We start from the raw sequence: 19587 nt of genomic DNA on the forward strand, positions 1-19587 counted from the left end.
ACACCCTCGCGCGCCTCTGCGCTCGCGTGTGACCCCGCGGGGCCGGGCATGCACTGGGGACCGAACGGCGCCGTCAAAGGGGGAGGTCTGCCGTGCACGGAGCGGGGTTCGGGGCGTGGCCGGCGTGGCTGGCGACGGTGTTGTGCGCGGCGAGCGGGGTCTACTGCCTGCTGCGGACGCGCGGCTGCGCCGGTCCCGAGCGCAGGGCGGCGGCGGGCGAGGCCGTGATGGGCTTCGGGATGGCGGCGATGGCGCTGCCCGCCGTGGTGCTCACGCCGCCGGTCTGGAGCTGGGCGGTCTACGCGGCGGTGTTCGGCGCGACGGCGGTGGGCGCGCTCTGCGGGGTCCGGCGCGGCGGACATCATCTGCACCATCTGGTGGGCTCGGCGGCCATGGTCTACATGGCGGTGGCGATGGCGGCCCCGGCGCAGGGAGCGCACGGGGGGCACGGCGGCCACGGCAGCGGGGGCATACCGCTCCTGACGGGGGCGCTCCTCGCGTACTTCGCGGTGTACGTGCTGCGCTCGGGGGCGCGACTGGTTCCGGCGGGCGTGCCCGGCGCCGGTCCGCCGCCCGGCCGGGCCGGCCGGCCCGAGTTCACGCGCGTCTGCCGGCTGTCGATGGCGCTGGCGATGCTGGCGATGCTGGTGGCGCTGTGAAACCGTGGCGTACGTCACTTGCCGTGCGAGGTCATACCCCCGGGTAGCACTGCCCTCATAGGCTGACGTCATGTTGGTCTCCCTCGCGCTGCTCGCGCTCGGCCTCCTGACCGCCGTCGTGGCCCCGCGACTGCTGTCGCGGTCCGACTGGGCGGAACGCGAGCCCGTGGTCGCGCTGTGGGTGTGGCAGTGCGTGGTGGCGGCGGTCCTGATGAGCTTCGCCCTGTCGATGACGTTCAGCGCGGCGGCCGCCTGGCAGGTGGTACGGGGTCGGGTCTTCGCTCCCGCCCCGCACGGGGTGCTGGAGGCGTACGAACTGGGCACCCACCGGCCCTGGTCGGCGGTGCTCGCCGTGGCCCTGGCCTGCGGCGGGCTGTGGACCGGAGCCATGCTGGGCCGGGAGATCGGCCGGGCGCGGGCCCGGCGTCGGCGGCGCCGCCGTGAACTGCTGGTCCGTTCCCCGCTCCTGCCGGGCGAGGAGCCGGGCGGCGAGCGGCTGGTGGTCCTGGAGGGCGAGCGCGCGGACGCCTGGTGGCTGCCGGGGGCCGCGCCGCAGCTGGTCATCACGACGGCCGCGCTGCGCAGACTGAAGGGACGGCAGCTGGACGCCGTCCTCGCACACGAGCAGGGACACGCCCGGGCGCGCCACGACTGGTTGCTGCACTGCTCCGCCGCGCTGGCCGGCGGGTTCCCCGGGGTCCCCGTCTTCGCGGCCTTCCGTGACCAGATGCACCGGCTGGTGGAGCTGGCCGCCGACGACGTGGCCTCGCGCCGCTTCGGACGGCTGACGATCGCGCTGGCGCTGGTGGAACTCAACGAGGATCGGGGCGTGTTCGGGCCCGGCCAGGCGCCGGACGGCGATCTGCCGCACCGGGTGAACCGGCTTCTGACGGCCGCTCCTCGGCTCACGGCGGGGCGACGGCTGCGGCTGACCGCGGCGGCGGCGTGCGTGCCCGTGGTGCCCGTCCTGGTGGCCTTCGTACCGGCGTTGAAGGCTCTCGGTTAGCCGCGCGGGAGTAGACCGGGGAGGTCGGGGAAGATCGTCTCATGCGCTTCTCCGCCGTCCTCTCCGGTGCCCTGGCCCTGCTGCTGCTCGTTCTGGTGGCCGTCGGGTGGCCACCGCTGCTCTCGCTGGACCGGTCGGTCTCCGAGGCCCTGCACGAAAGCGCCGTCGCCGAGCCCGGCTTCACCCGGCTCAACCGGATCCTCACCGACTGGGTCTGGGACCCGTGGACCATGCGTGCGCTGATGGCCGTCGCCGTGGTGACGCTCTGGCGGCGGGGCCGACGGCGGCCGGCCCTGTGGCTCGCGGGGACGAGCCTGGTGGCGGCGGCCGTCCAGCAGGGGGTGAAGGCGGTGATCGGCCGGGAGCGGCCGAGTTGGCCCGATCCCGTCGACTCGGCGAACTACGCGGCGTTCCCCTCGGGGCACGCGCTGACGGCGACCGTGACCTGCGGCCTGCTGCTGTGGGTGCTCGCGCTGTACTGGCGCGAGACGTGGCGGGGTTGGAGCGTCCTGGCGGTGGTGGCCGTGGTGTCGGTGCTCGGCGTGGGGTGGACCCGGGTCTATCTCGGGGTGCACTGGGCGTCGGACGTGGTGGGCGGCTGGCTGCTCGGCTGGAGCCTGGTCGCTGTGGCGATCGTCACGTACCGCGGGAGCGGCGGGGACCGGGACGGAGAGGGCGGCCCCGGCAGCGATCGGAGGAGAATGGGAGAAACGCACTGAAGCCGCCTGTCCTGGACGATCCCCCGCGTCGCCCAGAACAGACGGCAAACCCGCTGACCAGGCACGAAGGCGCGACAGCAGGATGCGCTGAGTATATTGGCCGCGAGCCAGTCAACGCAGGAGTCCAGCATGTCCCCGCGTAGCGCATCGGTCAATGAAGAGCTTCGAAGGCGTTCTCGCGAACGGCTTCTGCAAGCCACCGTCGAACTGGTCTCGGAGCGTGGTTACGAAGCCACGACGCTGGCCGACATCGCCGAGCGGGCCGGCTCGGCGCGGGGACTGATCTCGTACTACTTCCCGGGCAAGAGGCAGCTGCTGCAGTCCGCGGTGCACCGGCTGATGCATCTGACCCTGGAGGAGGCGCTGGAGCGCGAGCCGCGCACGGAGGACGGGCGGGAGAGGCTGGCGCGGGCGATCGACGCGATCCTGGGCCTGGCGGTGAGCCGTCCGGTCCTGATGCGGACGCACATGGCGGGCATCCTCCAGGCCGAGGGGTTCGTGCAGTGCCCGGAGCAGCAGCGGCTCGCGTTCCTGCTGCGGGACACGGTGAAACGGTACGGCTCCCCGGACGTGGACACGGAGTATCCGCTGCTGCGGGCCCTGTTGATGGGCGCGGTCGTGGCGGTGCTGCTGCCGGGCGCGCCGATGCCGGTGGCGCGGCTGCGGGCGGAGCTGTTCCAGCGGTACGGGCTCGACTGGGACATGGGCATGCCGCCGGGCGGGGTACCACCCGACGGCATGCGAGCGGCCCCGTCCGGATTACCGGCCGGGGTGCCGCGTCAGTCGTCGTCGAAGTCGGCGAAGTCGTCGAAGTCGTCGAAGTAGTCCGGCTGCGTCTGGACGTTGAGCTCGTCCATCCGGACCCGCTTCGCGGGGTCGGTGCGGCGGTCGTCGAGCTTCAGCACGTCGAAGCCCTTGACCATGTCGTTCGAGTAGATGTGGCCGTTGTAGTAGTACGCCGACCAGGAACCGCCGCCGGCGAACGTCGTGGCGGAGATGGGACCGCGCTCGAAGTAGGCGATCTCCTTCGGCTTGCGGGAGTCGGTGAAGTCCCAGACGGAGACGCCGCCCTGGTACCACGCCTGGACCATGAGGTCCTTGCCCTTGACCGGGATCAGCGAGCCGTTGTGGGCGACGCAGTTCTCGGTGTCGGCCTGGTGGCGCGGGATCTTGTAGTAGCTGCGGAAGACGAGATCGCGCTTGCCGCCCTTGCCGACGATGTCGTAGATGCCGTTGGCGCCCCGGTTCGGGCCGACGGCCGCGTTGCAGGTGGCCGCGCCGCCGCCGCCGAGCTCGTCGGTGAAGACGACCTTGTTCGCCTTCTGGTTGAAGGTCGCCGAGTGCCAGAAGGCGAAGTTGACGTTGTCCTGGACCTGGTCGATCACCTTGGGGCGCTCGGGGTCCTTGATGTCGAACAGGATGCCGTCACCCATGCAGGCACCGGCCGCCAGGTCCTTGGACGGCAGGACGGTGATGTCGTGGCAGCCGGTGGTCTTGGAGACTCCCGGGTTGGTCGGACCGCCGGGGTTGCCGCCGCCGTCCGGACCCTCGCCCGGGAAGAGGACGGGGAAGCCGGTGATCACGGCCTGCTCGGGCGCCTTGCGGGGCACCTTGATGACCGTGATGCCGTCGTGCGGGGGCTGGCAGTCCGGGAACGCGGCGTTGGGCGAGTAGGAGGAGACGTAGACGTACACGTTCCTGCGCTCGGGCACCAGGGTGTGGGTGTGCGAGCCGCAGGCGGTCTCGACGGCGGCGACGTACTTCGGGTTGGCGATGTCGCTGATGTCGAAGATCTTCATGCCCTCCCACGAGGACTTCTCCGTGGCCGGCTGGCTGGTGCTGGCACAAGAGTTGTCGCTGCGGGAGGAGTCGGTGGAGAGGAAGAGCAGGTCACCGGAGACGGAGATGTCGTTCTGGGAGCCGGGGCAGAGCACCTGGGCGACGGTCTTGGGGGCGGCCGGGTTGCTGATGTCGAAGATCCGGAAGCCGTCGTAGTTGCCGGCGAAGGCGTACTTGCCCTGGAAGGCAAGGTCGGAGTTGGTGCCCTTGAGCGCGTCCTTGGGGATGTTCACGAGGTGCTTGATGTTGTCGGTGTGGACGATCTGGTCCACACCGGGTATCTCGCCGCTCTGGATGGCGGACCGCGCCTCGGCGGCCTGCTCCGAGGAGACGGTGCCCCGCACGGGGCTGTCACCCGGGTCGGGTGTGGCGGCCGCGGGGCCGGTCGCGAGCAGGCCGACCAGCAGTCCGGCCGCGGCGGTGGCCACACCCAGACCTCTGATCCGTGTGCGCGGAGTACGCGTGGTACGCAACGAAGTCACTCCGTCCTCCCTTGTATCCGTTCGAGTCGAACGGTCGATGGACCTCGGCAGTATCGTCCTTAGCGTGCACATCTCAACAGATGGCAACACAGACGTCATCAAGGTTTTTGATCAGCGGCCCGAGGAAGTGTGCTCGGGAGTGTCCGGAAAGTAAGTCCCCGTGGAGGTTGTCTTGTTGAACCGCCGTATCCGAGGAGCTGTCGTCGTCGCGCTCAGCGCCGTGACCGTATGGGCGCTGGCCGGCTGCGAGTCGGGGCCCGGAGAGGAGGCTTCCCGGAGCAAGGGGTCCCCGGCTCCCGCGGTGGTGGCGCCCGGCAAGCCGGGCGAGGAGGCGCGGCGGATATCGCCGGAGGAGGCGGCCCGGCTGCTGCCGGACGACAAGCCGAACGCCGCGGACTTCACGTACACGCAGATGATGATCGTGCACCACAGGCAGGCGCTGACGATGACCGCGCTCGCCCCGGCCCGGGCGGAGTCGACGCGGGTCAAGAAGGTGGCCGAGCGTATCGCCGCGGCTCAGCAGCCGGAGATCGGCGCGATGGAAGGTTGGCTGAAAAACAACGCTGGGCCGCGCCCCCAGGGTGACCACGACCATCACTCGATGCCGGGGATGGCGACCGAGGCGCAACTGGCGGAGCTGCGGAACGCCAAGGGCAAGGCGTTCGACGAGTTGTTCCTGAGGCTGATGATCACCCACCACGAGGGAGCGGTGACGATGGCGGCCCAGGCGCTGAGCGAGGGGAACAACGTGCTGGTGGAGGAGATGGCCAGTGACGTGATCGCGCAGCAGACGGCCGAGATCAACCGGATGCGGTCGATGTAGCGCGCCCGCCGGCGGCACCGGGCGCCGTCCCCCGCACGGCCCTCCCGCGCGGGGGCCCGTCGGTGCCATGCTGGAAGCCTCTCGGCGGGAACGCCCGCGGCGGGAAGGAGTACGGCCGTGCTTCGTGTCGCTGTCGTCGGTTCCGGGCCCAGCGGGGTCTACACCGCCCAGGCGCTGGTCCAGCAGTCGGTGGTGCCCGGCGTCCGGGTGGACGTCCTGGACCGGCTGCCCTGTCCGTACGGGCTGGTGCGCTACGGCGTCGCCCCGGACCACGAGAAGATCAAATCCTTGCAGCAGAACCTTCGGGCCGTCCTGGAGGACGAGCGGATCGGCTTCCTCGGCAATGTCGAGGTCGGGGCGCGCGGTCTGACCCCGACCCGTCTGCTGGAGCTCTACCACGCCGTCGTGTACTGCGTCGGCGCGGCCAGGGACCGGCGGCTCGGGGTGCCGGGCGAGGATCTGGCCGGCAGCTTCTCGGCGACGGAGTTCGTCTCCTGGTACAGCGCGCACCCCGACGCCGTGGCCGACGGCTTCGGGCTCGGCGGGCGCTCGGCGGTGGTGATCGGGGTCGGGAACGTGGCGGTGGACGTCGCCAGGATCCTGGCGCGCGGCCCGGGCGAGCTGCGCCCGACGGACGTGCCGGAGCGGGCGCTCTCGGCGCTGGAGGCCAGCCGGGTGCGCGAGGTGCACATGGTGGGCCGCCGGGGCCCCGGGCAGGCCAAGTTCACCACCAAGGAGCTGCGGGAGCTGGGCGCGCTGCCCGCCGCGCGGGTGCGGGTGGACCCGGCGGACCTGGCGCTGGATCCGTCGTTCGCGGACCCGTCCGGGCTGGCGGCCGTGAACCGCCGGAACGTGGAGGTCGTACGCGGCTGGGCGGCGGCGCCGCCGGGCCCGGAGGGCGGGCGCTCCCTCACGCTGCGGTTCTTCCTGCGGCCGGTGGAGCTGCTCGGCGAGGACGGGCGGGTGGCGGCGGTCCGTTTCGAACGGACGGAGCCGGACGGCGCCGGGGGTGTGCGGGGTACGGGCCGGTTCGAGGAGATCGAGGCCCAGCTGGTGCTGCGGGCCGTCGGCTACAAGGGGGTCGCGCTGCCGGGGCTGCCGTTCGACGAGGCCCGGGGGACGGTTCCGCACGAGGCGGGCCGGGTGCTGCGGGAGAGTGCGCCGTCCCCGGGTGAGTACGTCGCGGGCTGGATCAAGCGGGGGCCCACGGGCGTCATCGGGACCAACCGCCCCTGTGCGAAGGAGACGGTGGCGTCACTGCTGGCCGACGCGGCGGATCTCGCCGGGCGGACGGTGGCGGCCGATCCGCCGGCGGCCCTGCGGGAGCTGGGCCACGAGCCGGTGGCGTGGCCCGGGTGGCTGGCCATCGAGAGCGCCGAGTCGGCCCTCGGCCGTTCGCTCGGCCGGGGCCGGGTGAAGATCGCGGACTGGGCGGGTCTGCGGGAGGCGGCCCTGGGCCGCCCCCTCGCCCGGTAGGGAGCGTCCCGTATCGCTCAGGGGGTGTCGGGCCGACCGGCCAGGCGGAGTTCCTCGGCGTCCGCCGCCGCGAGGACGCTGTCGAGGAGGCCGGGGAAGAGGGCGTCCAGGTCGTCGCGGCGCAGACCGTTCAGCTTGGCCGTGCCGCGGTAGATCTGCTGGATGACGCCGCTTTCGCGCAGCACCCGGAAGTGGTGCGTCGACGTCGACTTGGTCACCGGAAGGCCGAAGTCCGAGCAGCTCAGCGCCCTCTGCTCGCGGGCCATCTCGCGCACGATCCGCAGCCTCACCGCGTCCGACAGCGCGTGCAGCACCCCTTCCAGGCGGATCTCTTCCCGCGCGGGGTGTTCGAGGACGCGAGCGTTGGTCGCGGTCGTCACGGCGGCTCCACTTCATCCGGGGTACGCACCATTGTACGACTACCCTCGTAGTTTGACAGGTGCCGTACTACGATGAGTATCGTACGAGCACCCTGTCAGGCCCCCCGGAACGGAGTCCGCCATGAGCGCCGCCCTCTTCGAGCCCCTCACCCTCCGATCGCTGACCGTCCCCAACCGCGTCTGGATGGCGCCGATGGACCAGTACTCGGCAGAGGCGTCCGGCCCGAAGGCGGGCGTCGCGAACGACTGGCACTTCGCTCACTACGCCTCGCGCGCCACCGGCGGCACGGGCCTGATCCTCGTCGAGGCGACCGCCGTCTCCCCCGAGGGCCGGATCAGCCCCGCCGACCTCGGCATCTGGAACGACACGCAGGCCGAGGCGTTGCGCAGGATCGCCGGCTTCCTCAAGGAGCACGGGACCGTGCCGGGCATCCAGATCGGGCACGCCGGCCGCAAGGCGGCCACCAGGCGCCCCTGGCAGGGCCGCGGTCCGGTCGGCGAGGACGGGCACGGCTGGCAGCCGGTCGGGCCGAGCCCGCTCGCGTTCGCCGAGGGGTACCCCGTGCCGACCGAGCTGACGACCGAGGGCATGGAGGAGATCGTCGGCCAATTCGCCGACGCGGCCCGCCGCGCTCTCGCCGCCGGGTTCCAGGTGGTCGAGGTGCACGGGGCCCACGGTTATCTCATCGGCGAGTTCCTCTCCCCGCACAGCAACCGCCGCACCGACGCCTACGGCGGCTCCTTCGAGAACCGCACCCGCCTCGCCCTCGACGTGGTCGACGCCGTACGGGCCGTGTGGCCCGAGGAGCTGCCCGTCTTCTTCCGGATCTCCGCCACGGACTGGCTCGGGGAGCAGGGCTGGACCGCCGACGAGACCGTCCGCCTCGCGGCCCTGCTGCGCGAGCACGGCGTCGACCTCCTCGACGTCTCCAGCGGCGGCAACGGCGGCCCGGCCGACATCCCCGTCGGCCCCGGCTACCAGGTGCCGTTCGCGGCCCGGGTGAGGGCCGAGACGGGGCTTCCGGTCGCCGCCGTGGGCCTGATCACGGAGAGCGCGCAGGCCGAGAAGATCGTCGCCAACGGGGAGGCGGACGCCGTGCTGCTCGGGCGCGAGCTGCTGCGCGACGCCTCCTGGGCCCGGCGGGCCGCGCGCGAGCTCGGCGCCCGGACGCACGCGCCGACGCCGTACGCCTGGGCCATCTGAACCGGTCGTCCCCTCCGGGGCGCTTGTCGCCAGGTCTCCTCACTTCGGCGGAAACACGCCTCCGACCTGGGGCGACGCCCTCTCCAGGGGTCACTGTCAGTGGTCGGGTGCAGACTTGCCCCTATCCGCGACAACGGCGTCCTGGAGGTGTCGGCCATGCCCGACGTAGTACTCACCGTAGGCACCCGCAAGGGTCTGTTCATCGGCCGCCGGCGTGCGGGGCGGTGGGAGTTCGACGAACCCCGCTTCAACGCGCAGGCCGTCTATTCGATCGGCATCGACACCCGCCGAGGCACCCCGCGCCTGCTGGTCGGCGCGGTCAGCGACCACTGGGGCCCCTCGGTGTTCCACTCCGACGACCTCGGAGCGACCTGGACCGAACCGCCCCGGCCTGCGGTCAGGTTCCCGCAGGACACGGGGGTCTCCCTGGAGCGGGTCTGGCAGTTGCACCCCGCGCCCGCGCACTCCCCGGACGTCGTCTACGCCGGGACGGAGCCCGCCGCGCTGTTCAAGTCCACCGACGGCGGCGAGTCGTTCGAGCTGGTGCGTCCGCTGTGGGAGCACCCGACCCGCTCGCGCTGGGAGCCCGGCGGCGGCGGCGAGGCCGTGCACACGGTGGTCACGGACCGGCGCGACCCGGAGGCCGTGACGGTCGCCGTGTCGGCGGCGGGGGTGTTCCGCACCCTGGACGGCGGGGTCAGTTGGGCGCCGTCCAACCAGGGCGTGTCGGCGGTCTTCCTGCCCGATCCGAACCCCGAGTTCGGCCAGTGCGTCCACAAGATCGCGCAGGACGCGGGCAATCTGGACCGGCTGTATCTGCAGAACCACTGGGGGGTGTACCGCAGCGACGACGCGGGCGCGAAGTGGACCGACATCGGGGCCGGGCTGCCGTCCGACTTCGGCTTCACCGTCGCCGCCCACCCCCATCGGGCCGATGTGGCCTATGTCTTCCCGATCAACGCCGACAGCGACCGGGTGCCCGCCGAACGCCGCTGCCGTGTCTACCGCACGAGCGATGCCGGCGGCAGCTGGGAGCCGCTCACCCACGGACTGCCCGAGGGCGACCACTACGGCACGGTGCTGCGGGACGCGATGTGCACGGACGGCGGGGACCCGACCGGTGTCTATTTCGGCAACCGCAACGGCGAGGTGTACGGCAGCGCGGACGACGGGGACAGCTGGGGGCTGCTGGCCGAGCACCTGCCGGACGTGCTGTGCGTGCGGGCGGCGGTGATCGCCTGAGCGGCCGATCCGGTGAGGGCCGGGGCGCTGCGCCAGTAGAGTGACGGCCGTGGCAGCACGACCGTTGAACGAGATCGTCGAACCGGGGTGGGCGCACGCGCTCGCGCCCGTGGCCGAACGCATCGCCTCCATGGGCGACTTCCTGAGACAGGAGATCGCCGCTGGGCGCACCTACCTGCCGTCCGGGGCCAATGTGCTCCGGGCCTTCCAACAGCCCTTCGACGAGGTGAGGGTCCTGATCGTCGGCCAGGACCCGTACCCGACACCGGGGCACGCGGTGGGCCTGAGCTTCTCCGTGGCACCGGACGTGCGGCCGCTGCCGCCCAGTCTGGAGAACATCTTCCGGGAGATGAACACCGACCTGGGGCTTCCGCGTCCCTCCAACGGTGATCTGACGCCCTGGACCCGCCAGGGGGTGCTGCTGCTCAACCGGGCGCTCACCACGGCCCCGCGCAAGCCGGGCGCGCACCGGGACAAGGGGTGGGAGGCGGTGACCGAGCAGGCCATCAAGGCGCTGGCCGCCCGGGGCAAGCCGCTCGTCTCGGTGCTGTGGGGACGTGACGCGCGCAATCTGCGTCCGCTGCTCGGTGATCTGCCGGCCATCGAGTCGTCGCATCCCTCGCCGATGTCCGCGGACCGGGGCTTCTTCGGCTCCCGCCCGTTCAGCCGCACCAACGAACTCCTGCTGCGCCAGGGGGCGCAGGAGGTCGACTGGCGGCTGCCGTGACGAGCCGGCGGCTTCCGTGACGACCGGCGGGCGGGTCCTCGGCGTCGACTCGGGCGGCTCGGGGCTGCGGATCGCTCTGGCGGACGCCGACGGCCGCGTCGTGGAGACGGTCTCCTCACGCGAGCCGGTCCGGACCGGGCCGGGTGGCATCGACGCCGCCCATCTCCTGGAGCAGCTGCTGCCCGCCGCCGAGGCGATGCTGCGGCGGGCCGAAGCCGCCGAGCCCGTGGCCGCGGTGGCGGTCGGGGCCGCGGGAATGGCGACGCTCGGCGACGCGCTGCGCGCCGTGCTCCCCGGCGCCCTGGAGCAGGCTCTCGGGGTGCGGAAGCTGGCGCTCGCGGCCGATGCCGTCACCGCGTACGCGGGAGCGCTCGGCCAGCGCCCGGGGGCGGTCGTCGCGGGCGGCACCGGTCTGATCGCGCTCGGCACGGATCTCGTCTCCTGGCGCCGGGCCGACGGCTGGGGTCATCTGCTGGGCGACTGCGGCAGCGGCGCGTGGATCGGCCGGGCGGGGCTTGAGGCGGCGATGCGCGCCTTCGACGGCCGCCCCGGTGGCTCGGGCGCGCTCCTCGCCCGGGCCGAGGCGCGGTTCGGCCCGGCCGCCGGCCTGCCGGGCGCGCTCTACCCCCGTACGGACCGGCCCGCCGTGCTGGCCTCCTTCGCACCCGACGTCGCCCGCGGTGCCGCGGACGGCGACCCGGTGGCGGCGGAGATCCTCGCCCGGGCCGCCGCGCACATCGCCGAGGCGGCCGCGGCGGCCTGCCCCGACGACGGGCCGTGCGATGTGGCCTTGACCGGCGGCCTGTTCAAGCTGGGCGACCCCCTGCTCGTACCGCTGGGCGAGGAGCTCGCGGAGCGGCTGCCCGCCGCGCGCACCGTCTCCGCCGCCGGGGATCCGCTCGACGGCGCCGTCACCCTCGCCTCGGCTCTGGCCTCCGGTTCCCTGCGGCTGCCCCGGGAGCCCAGGATGCTCCGTCTCGTCGGCTGAGCCCCGGTCCGGGCACAGCTGAACGGTGGTTCGGACATACAGGGGCATCCCACGCTCGACCGCACCTCACCGCAGTGCGCGGCAGGCGAAACCAGTAGCATGCGGGCGCATGAGCTCCCCCACTGGGCCTGCTTCCGGCCTGCCTGTACGAATGCCGCGACCCCGCCAGACCGGACGGCACCGTCGCCCCGAACCCGCGGCGGCGCCCGAGGGCGCTCCCGCACTCGTTCTCGCCGTCCCCGGCGCGCCGTCGGCCGCCATACGCTCGCTGGGCGAAGAGGTCGTGAGCATCGCCCGCTCCGAGCTGCCCGGCCTGGAGGCCGCGATCGGCTACCTGGACGGCGACGACGCCGAGTACCCCACCCTCGCGACGGTCCTTTCGCGGGCGGCCGCGCTGCGCTCCGAGCGGTACGAGCTGGCCCTGGCCGCCGGCCGCGAGGTCAGCGCCCCCGAGGGCCCGGCCGCCGTGGTGGTCCCGCTGCTCGCGGGCCCGGACAGCGCCCTGATGCGCCAGGTCCGCCAGGCCGTGATGGACAGCGGCAACCTGGCCGAGCTGACCGACGTCCTCGGCCCGCACCCGCTGCTCGCCGAGGCGCTGCACGTGCGCCTGTCGGAGGCCGGCCTGGCCCGTGCCGACCGCGCCCGGCTCTTCACGGTCGCCACGGCCGCCGACGGCATCGTGCTCGCCACGGTCGGCGGCGAGGAGGCGGTCCAGGCCGCCGGCATCACCGGCATGCTGCTCGCCGCGCGTCTGGCCGTCCCCGTGATCGCCGCCGCGCTGGACCAGGAGGGTTCGATCACCGCGGTCGCGGAGCAGCTGCGCGCCTCCGGCTCGGAGCAGCTGGCGCTCGCCCCGTACCTGATCGGTCCGGAGCTGGCCGAGGGTCTGCTCGACGCCGCCGCGCAGGAGGCCGGCTGCGCCGCCGCCGAACCGCTCGGCGCGTACCCGGCCATCGGCAAGCTGGTGCTCTCGCAGTACACGGCCGTGCTCGGCATCGCCCCGCAGCAGGCGCAGGGCGCCCCTGCCCTCTGATCCGTCGCGCCGCGTCCGGTGGGATGCGCGGCGGCCCGACTCAGCGGTACGACAGGGCCCGCGCCGGAGATGTCCGGTGCGGGCCCTTCCGTCGTCGCGGGGCGGCTCAGCCGAAGACGACGCAGGAGGCCGCGGGGGCCTCGACGGCGCCCGCACGGTGCGGGACACCGGTCTCCGCGTCGATGTCGAACCAGGTGACGTCCCCGGAGCGCTCGTTCGCCGCGTAGAGGCGCCGCCCGGACGGGTCGAGCGTGAGGTGGCGGGGCCAGTGACCGCCGCAGGGCACGGTGGTGACGAGTCCGGCCTTCTCGCCGCTCGCGTCGAGGGCGAGGACGGCGAGGGAGTCGTGACCGCGGACGGCGGCCCAGAGGAAGCGTCCGTCGGGTGCCACGACGACCGCGGAGGGGTAGCCGGGCTCGGCGGCGCCCTCGGGCAGGACGGGGGTCTCGCCGAGCGGCTCGAGGACTCCGGCGTCGGCGTCCCAGCGGCAGACGGTGAGGGTCGGTTCCAGCTCGTTGAGGACGTACGCGTGCGTGCCGGCGGGGTGGAAGGCCAGATGGCGGGGGCCGGTGCCGGGCCGCAGGGCGGTCTCGCCGTGCGGCCGCAGGGTGCCCGTCGCGGGGTCGAGGGCGTAGACGCGCACCGAGTCGGTGCCGAGGTCCACGGCGGTCACCCAGCGCCCGGCGGGGTCGGGGAGCACCTGGTGGGCGTGCGGGGCGTCCTGTCGGCCCGGGACGGGTCCGGAGCCTTCGTGCCGGGCGCGGTCGGTGGCGGGGCGGAGCGAGCCGTCCTCGGCGAGGGGCAGGACGGTGACGCTGCCGGAGGTGTAGTTCGCCGTCAGAAGGTGTCCGGCGGCGACGCAGAGATGGGTGGGCGCCGCGCCGCCCACGGGTACGGGGGCGCCGAGCGGGCGGGGTACGGCTCCGCCGACGTCGAAGGCGGCCGCGGCGCCCTCGTCGGTCTCGGAGACGGCGTAGAGCGTGGTTCCGGCGAGAGTGAGGAAGGACGGGTCGGCGACCGTGTCACTTGTCCCGGTGATGGTCAGGGCGCCCGTGGTGGCGTCCAGATCGGCCGTGAGGACGCCGCGGCCGCCCGCGGAGGTGAAGGAGCCGATGAACGCGCGAGGGCGGCCCTGAGGGCCGCCCCGAACCGTCACACGCTCGCTGTCCCGTTCTTCGGTCCGACCCGCCTCCGCGTCGCGCACGGCGCCTCCCCTGTCCGCCGGCCGGTCGCGGTCGACCGGCCGTAGTCGCGGCCGACGGTAGCAGGCGGTCTAGACCAACCGGGTCTTCGGGGAGCGGGATCAGGCCGCGGGGACGAGGGGGGCGCCCGGTGCGGTACGCAGAGGGGCGGCCAGGTCGACCAAGGCCCGTTCCAGGCCGTGCAGATGGCCGAGGGCGGCCTCGGCGCCGGGGTGGTGCGGCGGGAGCGCGCCGACGTCCGGCACCGCGGGGCGGGCGGGGCGGGCCGGGCGGGCCGGGCGCACAAGAGCACGGACGGCCGCCTCCACGCGCCAGGCGGCGGCGGCGAGCCGTGCGTCGTGGGAGGCGTCCGGGTCGGCGGCGACCGTCGTGAGCCCCTTGATCTCCCGGGCGCAGTCGTCGAGCAGGGCGAGCACCCGGCGGGCGCGGGCCTTGCGGGCGCGCAGCGGGCTGAGCGGGTGGACGAGCGGGGCGAGGGAGAGCCGGACCCGGCCGAGCAGCAGCTCCAGCTCGGCGACGAGTGGCGCCGGGTCGGCCTCGGGGTCGCCGGCCAGGCGCCGGGCCGCGGCGGTGGTGCAGTCGTGCACGCAGGTGACGGCCCGCTCGATCCAGGCGTTGGTGGCCGCGTGGGTGGTGACGGGGAGCAGGACGACGCCGACGGCCGCCCCGAGCGCGCCGACGGCCGTCTCCTCGAAGCGGAGCAGCAGCAGCCCGGGGTGCAGCACGCCGAGCAGGCCGTAGAGGAGGCCCGCCATGACGGTGACGAAGAACATCATCCAGCTGTACGAGAGCGGGGCGGTGTAGAAGATGCCGAAGACGCAGACGGCGACCAGGGCGGCCGTCGGCGCGGGGGCGCCGGCCAGCGGGACGGCGATGAGGAATCCGGCGGCGATGCCGGTGACGGTGCCGACGACCCGGCGGAAGCCGCGGACGAGGGTCTCGCCGCGCGAGGCGGTGTTGACGAAGATCCACCAGGCGGTGCCGACGGCCCAGTACCAGCGCTCGTGGGAGATGAACTGTCCGGCGGCGAGCGCGACGGCGCAGGCGACGGTGGCCTGGATCGCCTGCCGGGTGGTGGGCCGGGCGAGGCCGCTGCCCGGCAGCGGGGCGGGCGCGGCGGGCGGCGGGACGCGCCGCTCGATGCACCAGGCCACGAAGCGGACCGCGCCGGAGGCGACGAGGGCGAGCGCCACCGCCGCGTACAGCTCCGGCAGCTGGGCGGGCAGCGCGTGCAGGAACTGGGTGACGAAGAACATCATGAAGGCGAAGATGCCGAGTGCGTGGCCGCGCGGTCCCCAGCGGCGTGCGTAGACGCCGGCGAGGACGACGGACAGCCAGGCGGCGTCCCGCAGCGGCGGCGCCCCGTGCAGCACGGTGGCCAGCGCGAGGACGGGGAATCCGATGGCGGGCAGCAGGGCCGTGGTGACCAGCTGGCGGCGCACGGTGGGATCGCCGACGGTGAAGAGTGCGAGCAGCGCGGCGAGACCGCCGGTGATGGAGGCGGTGAGGGAGAGTCCGGAGAGTTCGGCCGCGGCGACGGAGAGGCCGACGCCGAGGACGGCGCGCGAGGAGATCCGCAGTCGGACCCGGCCCGGGTCGGGAGCCACGAACATGTGCCGGACCAGTCGGCGACAGGCCGCCCGGCTCTTCTTCACGACGGTCGTTCCGCCCCCGCTGCCGTACACACACCCTCTTCGACATGCTCTCGTGCCCCGGCCTGCTGGTGGCGGCCGCCGGGCATGGGAAAGGCGCCGCGGGTCCGGCACCGGCCGCGTCGCCGGTCCGGCGCGTGCGCGGCGCCATCTGCTCGTACTCTTCCGAAGGAAAACACCTGGCCGCCGCTGGCTCAACTCATCCTCTCGATGGTGGGCCATTGGTACAGTCATCGCGAGGAGAACTCAGCCAGGAGGAGGCCAACGGACCATGGCGGTGGACGAGCTCGACACCCGCATCCTGAGGTTGCTGATCGAGCGGCCGCGCACCAGCGTGCGCGAGTACGCGCGGATCCTCGGGGTGGCCCGGGGCACGGTGCAGGCCCGTATCGACCGACTGGAGCGGGACGGTGTGATCACCGCGACCGGTCCGGTCCTCTCCCCCGCGGCGCTCGGCCATCCGGTGCTCGCCTTCGTCCACATCGAGGTGACCCAGGGGCATCTCGACGAGGTGGGGGACGCGCTCGCCGTGATCCCGGAGATCGTCGAGGCGTTCTCGATCACGGGCGGCGGGGATCTGCTGACGCGCGTGGTGGCTCGGGACAACGGCCATCTGGAGGATGTCATCCAGCGGCTGATCCAGCTGCCGGGAGTGGTCCGGACCCGTACGGAGATGGCGCTGCGCGAGCGGGTTCCGCACCGTCTGCTGCCGCTGGTGGAGGCGGTGGGGCGGGCGTCGGTCGGCGGCGGCTGAGCGCGGAGCGGCGGCCGGGCGGAGGGACTGGACGACGGGGGCCAACGTGGTCGTACGCACGGTTGGCCGACGCTTCGGCACCCTCTGAGCGGCGCTCTTGGGGGTTCCTCCAGGCCGACTCGCGGATGCTACGAAATGGATCAGGAACGATTGCAGATGAGAGCCTGAGCGGCCTAACGTGACGCACATGCAGTCCTACACCATGGGGCAGGCGGCGCGTCTGCTGGGCGTCAGTACCGACACCGCGCGCCGCTGGGCGGATGCCGGACGGGTCGCGACCCATCGCGACGAGAGCGGCCGCCGCCTGATCGACGGCCGTGACCTCGCGGCGTTCTCCGTCGAGATCGCACAGAGCGCGCAGGAGGACGAGGAGGGCTCGTACACCTCGGCGCGCAACGCCTTCCCCGGCATCGTCACCGCGATCAAGCTCGGCGACGTGGCCGCCCAGGTCGAGATCCAGGCGGGTCCGCACCGGCTCGTCTCGCTCCTGACCCGCGAGGCCGTGGAGGAGCTCGGCCTGGAGGTCGGCATGCAGGCCACCGCCCGCGTGAAGTCGACCAGCGTGCACATCGACCGCGCCTGAACGCGGCCCCGCACCCAAGGAGCCCCCTGCCCATGACCTCGATCCTTCTCTCCCCCGGGCGTCGGGCCGCGTCCGCCGTCCTGACCGCTGGACTGCTCGTCTCGCTGACGGCCTGCGGCGGCAGCGGTACGGACGGCGCCGCGAAGTCCACGGAGTCCTCCGCGGGCGCGCCCGCGGCCCGTCTGACGGTGCTGGCCGCCGCGTCGCTCACCGATGTGTTCACGACCGCCGGCGCGGCCTACGAGAAGAGCCACCCGGGCACGGAGGTGTCCTTCTCCTTCGCCGGCTCCCAGGAGCTCGCCGCCCAGGTCCGGCAGGGCGCTCCCGCCGACGCGCTGGTCACCGCCGACACCCGGACGATGGACGGGCTGCGGGCCGACACCGGCACGCCGACCGTCATCGCCAGGAACCGGCTGGTCATCGCCACCGGGGAGGGCAACCCGAAGAAGGTCGACGAGCTGAAGGACCTCGGCGACCCCCGGCTGAAGGTCGTGCTGGCCGCACCCGAGGTCCCGGCGGGCCGGTACAGCCGGCAGATCCTCGACGCCCAGGAGATCCCGGTGCGGCCCGTCTCGCAGGAGCCGAGCGTCCGGTCCGTCCTGAGCAAGGTCGAGCTGGGCGAGGCCGACGCCGGTCTCGTCTACCGCACGGACGCGGCCGGCGCCGCCGAGAAGGTCGACGCCGTCGAGATCCCCGACGACCGCAACGCGATCGCCTCCTACCCCGCCGCCACCCTGAAGAGCTCGCGGAACGCGGAAGCCGCCTCGGCGTTCGTGGCCTGGCTGAACACGCCCGAAGCGCAGAAGATCCTCCGGGACGCGGGCTTCCAGAAGCCCTAGCGAGAGCCCGAGCAAGCACGGAGAAGGCATGGAACAGCGATGACACACCTCCGCCGCCGCGCACCCGGCCGCGCCCGTACCCCGATCGCCCTCGCCGTGCCCGCGCTGCTGGCCGTCGCGTTCCTGCTGCTGCCGCTGGTCGGCGTCCTCGCCCGCACGCAGTGGGGGGAGCTGGCCGACCACCTGACCGGCCCGGGGACCGTCCAGGCGTTGCGCCTGTCGCTGATCGTCTCGTTCTGGGCCTTGGGCCTCTCCCTGCTGCTCGGCGTCCCCCTGGCCTGGCTGCTGGCCCGCGTACCGTTCCGCGGCAAGGCGTTCGTCCGTTCCCTGGTCCTGCTGCCGATGGTCCTGCCGCCGACCGTCGGCGGGGTGGCGCTGCTGCTCGCCTTCGGCCGCCGCGGGCTGCTCGGGCCGTGGCTGGAGAGCGCCTTCGGCGTCACGCTCCCCTTCCACACCTCGGGAGCGGTCGTCGCGGCGACCTTCGTCGCCATGCCGTTCCTGGTGATCAGCCTGGAGGGCGCGCTGGGCGGGCTGCGGCCGGGGTACGAGGAGACGGCCGCCTCCCTCGGGGCCTCGCCGCTCCGGGTCTTCTTCACGGTGACCCTGCCGATGGTCGCCCCGGGCCTGGTCGCGGGCGCGGCCCTGACCTGGGCGCGGGCGCTCGGCGAGTTCGGTGCCACCATCACCTTCGCGGGGAACCTGCCCGGCACCACGCAGACCTTGCCGCTCCAGGTGTATCTGCTGCTCCAGGAGGAGCCGGCGGCGGCGACCTCGGTCTCCCTGCTGCTGCTGGCCATCGCGATGGCGGTGCTGATCGCGCTGCGCGGCCGGTGGACCGGTGGCGCCCCGGAGGCCCGGCCCGCGCCCGTCTCCCCCGGCCCGGCCGTGCCGGAGCCGGCTCCGGCAGCCGGTGCCTCCCCCGTCGCACGGCCGGCGGAGCGCTGGGCGCTGCACGCGGAGGTCACCGGGTTCGCCCAGCTCGTCCTGGACGCCGAGCCCGGCACCACCATCGCCGTCGTCGGGCCCAACGGCGCCGGGAAGACGACTCTGCTGCGGGCCCTGCTGGGCCTCACGCCGCGGGCCCGTGCCGCACTCAGGCTCGGCGGGGACGACGTCACGGCACTGCCACCGCACCGCCGCCAGGTGGCCTGGGTGCCGCAGGACGGCGCCCTCTTCCCGCACCTGACCGCGCTCGCCAACACCGCCTACGGACTGCGCGCCCGTGGCGTGCCGCGGGCCGCGGCCCGGCTCGAGGCGCGGGAATGGCTCGACCGCCTCGGCGTCGGTCACCTCGCGCACCGCCGTCCCGCCCAGCTCTCCGGCGGCCAGGCGCAGCGGGTCGCCCTCGCCCGCGCGCTCGCCGCGCGCCCCCGGCTGCTGCTCCTCGACGAGCCGCTCGCCGCGCTCGACCAGACCACCCGGGCCCATGTGCGGCACACCCTGCGGACCCATCTGGCCGGCTTCGGCGGCGTCTGTCTGATCGTCACCCACGATCCCGTGGAGGCGGTCTCGCTCGCCGATCGGGTCCTGGTCCTCGAGGACGGCCGCACCCTCCAGGACGCCTCCCCCGCCGAGGTCTCCCGCCACCCCAGGTCCCCGTGGGTGGCCAGGCTGCTGGGCCGCAACGCCTGGCCCGGCACGGCCACCGCCGACGGGCTCGCGCTGGCGGACGGGGGCGGCCTGGTCGCCGCCGAGCCGCTTCCCCCCGGGACGGACGCTCTCGCGATCATCGCGCCCGAGGCCGTCTCCGTCCACCGTGAGAAGCCCGGCGGCAGCCCCCGTAACGTCTGGCCGGGCACCGTGCGGGAGATCACGGCGAGCGGCAGCCGGCTGCGGGTGCTGATCACGTCCGAGCACGTGCCGTCGCTCGTCGCGGAGATCACCCCGCAGGCGGTCGCCGAGCTCGGTCTGGCGGACGGCGTGCCGGTCTGGACGGGCGTGAAGGCGACGGAAGTGACCCTGGTGGCTCTGTGACCCCC

Annotated in this window: 19 protein-coding genes; 15 read left to right on the forward strand and 4 right to left on the reverse strand. The window is 73.7% G+C overall.

What is annotated here, in order from left to right; genetic code table 11:
• Positions 1-92 precede the first annotated feature (92 nt).
• From ACWDX6_RS08145 to ACWDX6_RS08160, 4 genes are all read left to right on the forward strand, one after another.
• A complete protein-coding gene (locus tag ACWDX6_RS08145; RefSeq protein ID WP_451484106.1) occupies positions 93-659 on the forward strand; it encodes a DUF5134 domain-containing protein in 567 nt (188 codons plus the stop codon).
• A gap of 70 nt (positions 660-729) precedes the next feature.
• On the forward strand, positions 730-1665 hold the full coding sequence (locus tag ACWDX6_RS08150; RefSeq protein WP_451484107.1) for a M56 family metallopeptidase: 936 nt from the start codon (positions 730-732) through the stop codon (positions 1663-1665).
• A gap of 41 nt (positions 1666-1706) precedes the next feature.
• On the forward strand, positions 1707-2384 hold the full coding sequence (locus ACWDX6_RS08155) for a phosphatase PAP2 family protein (protein ID WP_451484108.1): 678 nt from the start codon (positions 1707-1709) through the stop codon (positions 2382-2384).
• Between the two features lie 129 nt (positions 2385-2513).
• Positions 2514-3209: a TetR/AcrR family transcriptional regulator gene (locus tag ACWDX6_RS08160; protein ID WP_451484109.1), complete on the forward strand. Its 696-nt coding sequence runs from the start codon at positions 2514-2516 to the stop codon at positions 3207-3209.
• Here the strand turns inward: ACWDX6_RS08160 and ACWDX6_RS08165 are convergent.
• Positions 3164-4705, reverse strand: coding sequence for an LVIVD repeat-containing protein (locus ACWDX6_RS08165; RefSeq protein WP_451484110.1), 1542 nt, complete (start codon positions 4703-4705; stop codon positions 3164-3166). The genes ACWDX6_RS08160 and ACWDX6_RS08165 overlap by 46 nt on opposite strands.
• 172 nt (positions 4706-4877) lie before the next feature.
• Here ACWDX6_RS08165 and ACWDX6_RS08170 point away from each other — a divergent pair, with 172 nt between their 5' ends.
• Positions 4878-5528, forward strand: a complete 651-nt coding sequence (locus ACWDX6_RS08170; RefSeq protein WP_451484111.1) for a DUF305 domain-containing protein — start codon at positions 4878-4880, stop codon at positions 5526-5528.
• Positions 5529-5645: 117 nt separating this feature from the next.
• The gene (locus ACWDX6_RS08175; RefSeq protein WP_451484112.1) at positions 5646-7004 is read left to right on the forward strand and encodes an FAD-dependent oxidoreductase; all 1359 of its coding nucleotides are present in this window, start codon (positions 5646-5648) and stop codon (positions 7002-7004) included.
• A gap of 17 nt (positions 7005-7021) precedes the next feature.
• Here ACWDX6_RS08175 and ACWDX6_RS08180 read toward each other — a convergent pair whose 3' ends face one another.
• On the reverse strand, positions 7022-7384 hold the full coding sequence (locus ACWDX6_RS08180; RefSeq protein WP_451484113.1) for an ArsR/SmtB family transcription factor: 363 nt from the start codon (positions 7382-7384) through the stop codon (positions 7022-7024).
• 121 nt (positions 7385-7505) lie between these two features.
• On the opposite strand from ACWDX6_RS08180, the gene ACWDX6_RS08185 reads away from it, so the two are divergent.
• The 5 genes from ACWDX6_RS08185 to ACWDX6_RS08205 all read left to right on the forward strand — a co-directional run bounded on the left by ACWDX6_RS08185 (position 7506) and on the right by ACWDX6_RS08205 (position 12578).
• Positions 7506-8588: an NADH:flavin oxidoreductase/NADH oxidase gene (locus ACWDX6_RS08185; RefSeq protein ID WP_451484114.1), complete on the forward strand. Its 1083-nt coding sequence runs from the start codon at positions 7506-7508 to the stop codon at positions 8586-8588.
• A gap of 156 nt (positions 8589-8744) precedes the next feature.
• Positions 8745-9830, forward strand: coding sequence for a WD40/YVTN/BNR-like repeat-containing protein (locus ACWDX6_RS08190; protein WP_451484115.1), 1086 nt, complete (start codon positions 8745-8747; stop codon positions 9828-9830).
• Positions 9831-9879: 49 nt separating this feature from the next.
• Positions 9880-10557 (forward strand): uracil-DNA glycosylase, encoded by a 678-nt coding sequence (locus ACWDX6_RS08195; protein WP_403292105.1) that lies wholly within the window; start codon positions 9880-9882, stop codon positions 10555-10557.
• A 16-nt stretch (positions 10558-10573) separates the two neighbouring features.
• Positions 10574-11545 (forward strand): N-acetylglucosamine kinase, encoded by a 972-nt coding sequence (locus ACWDX6_RS08200; RefSeq protein ID WP_451484116.1) that lies wholly within the window; start codon positions 10574-10576, stop codon positions 11543-11545.
• Between the two features lie 109 nt (positions 11546-11654).
• Positions 11655-12578, forward strand: a complete 924-nt coding sequence (locus ACWDX6_RS08205) for a sirohydrochlorin chelatase (protein ID WP_451484117.1) — start codon at positions 11655-11657, stop codon at positions 12576-12578.
• Positions 12579-12684: 106 nt separating this feature from the next.
• On the opposite strand, the gene ACWDX6_RS08210 is transcribed toward ACWDX6_RS08205, so the two are convergent.
• Both ACWDX6_RS08210 and ACWDX6_RS08215 read right to left on the reverse strand, forming a co-directional pair.
• Positions 12685-13734 carry a lactonase family protein gene (locus ACWDX6_RS08210; protein WP_451484168.1) on the reverse strand — a complete coding sequence of 350 codons (1050 nt, stop codon included), beginning with the start codon at positions 13732-13734 and terminating at the stop codon, positions 12685-12687.
• A gap of 147 nt (positions 13735-13881) precedes the next feature.
• Positions 13882-15393, reverse strand: coding sequence for an FUSC family protein (locus ACWDX6_RS08215; RefSeq protein ID WP_451484169.1), 1512 nt, complete (start codon positions 15391-15393; stop codon positions 13882-13884).
• Between the two features lie 310 nt (positions 15394-15703).
• Between ACWDX6_RS08215 and ACWDX6_RS08220 the strand changes: the two genes are divergently transcribed.
• The 4 genes from ACWDX6_RS08220 (at position 15704) to ACWDX6_RS08235 (ending at position 19582) form a co-directional block, all read left to right on the forward strand.
• On the forward strand, positions 15704-16186 hold the full coding sequence (locus ACWDX6_RS08220; protein ID WP_451484118.1) for an Lrp/AsnC family transcriptional regulator: 483 nt from the start codon (positions 15704-15706) through the stop codon (positions 16184-16186).
• 187 nt (positions 16187-16373) lie between these two features.
• Positions 16374-16769 (forward strand): TOBE domain-containing protein, encoded by a 396-nt coding sequence (locus tag ACWDX6_RS08225; RefSeq protein WP_451484119.1) that lies wholly within the window; start codon positions 16374-16376, stop codon positions 16767-16769.
• Positions 16770-16801: 32 nt separating this feature from the next.
• Positions 16802-17608 (forward strand): molybdate ABC transporter substrate-binding protein, encoded by an 807-nt coding sequence (gene modA, locus ACWDX6_RS08230; protein WP_451484120.1) that lies wholly within the window; start codon positions 16802-16804, stop codon positions 17606-17608.
• 39 nt (positions 17609-17647) lie between these two features.
• The gene (locus tag ACWDX6_RS08235; protein WP_451484121.1) at positions 17648-19582 is read left to right on the forward strand and encodes an ABC transporter permease; all 1935 of its coding nucleotides are present in this window, start codon (positions 17648-17650) and stop codon (positions 19580-19582) included.
• Positions 19583-19587 lie beyond the last annotated feature (5 nt).

It is taken from the genome of Streptomyces sp. NPDC003027 (assembly GCF_053591435.1).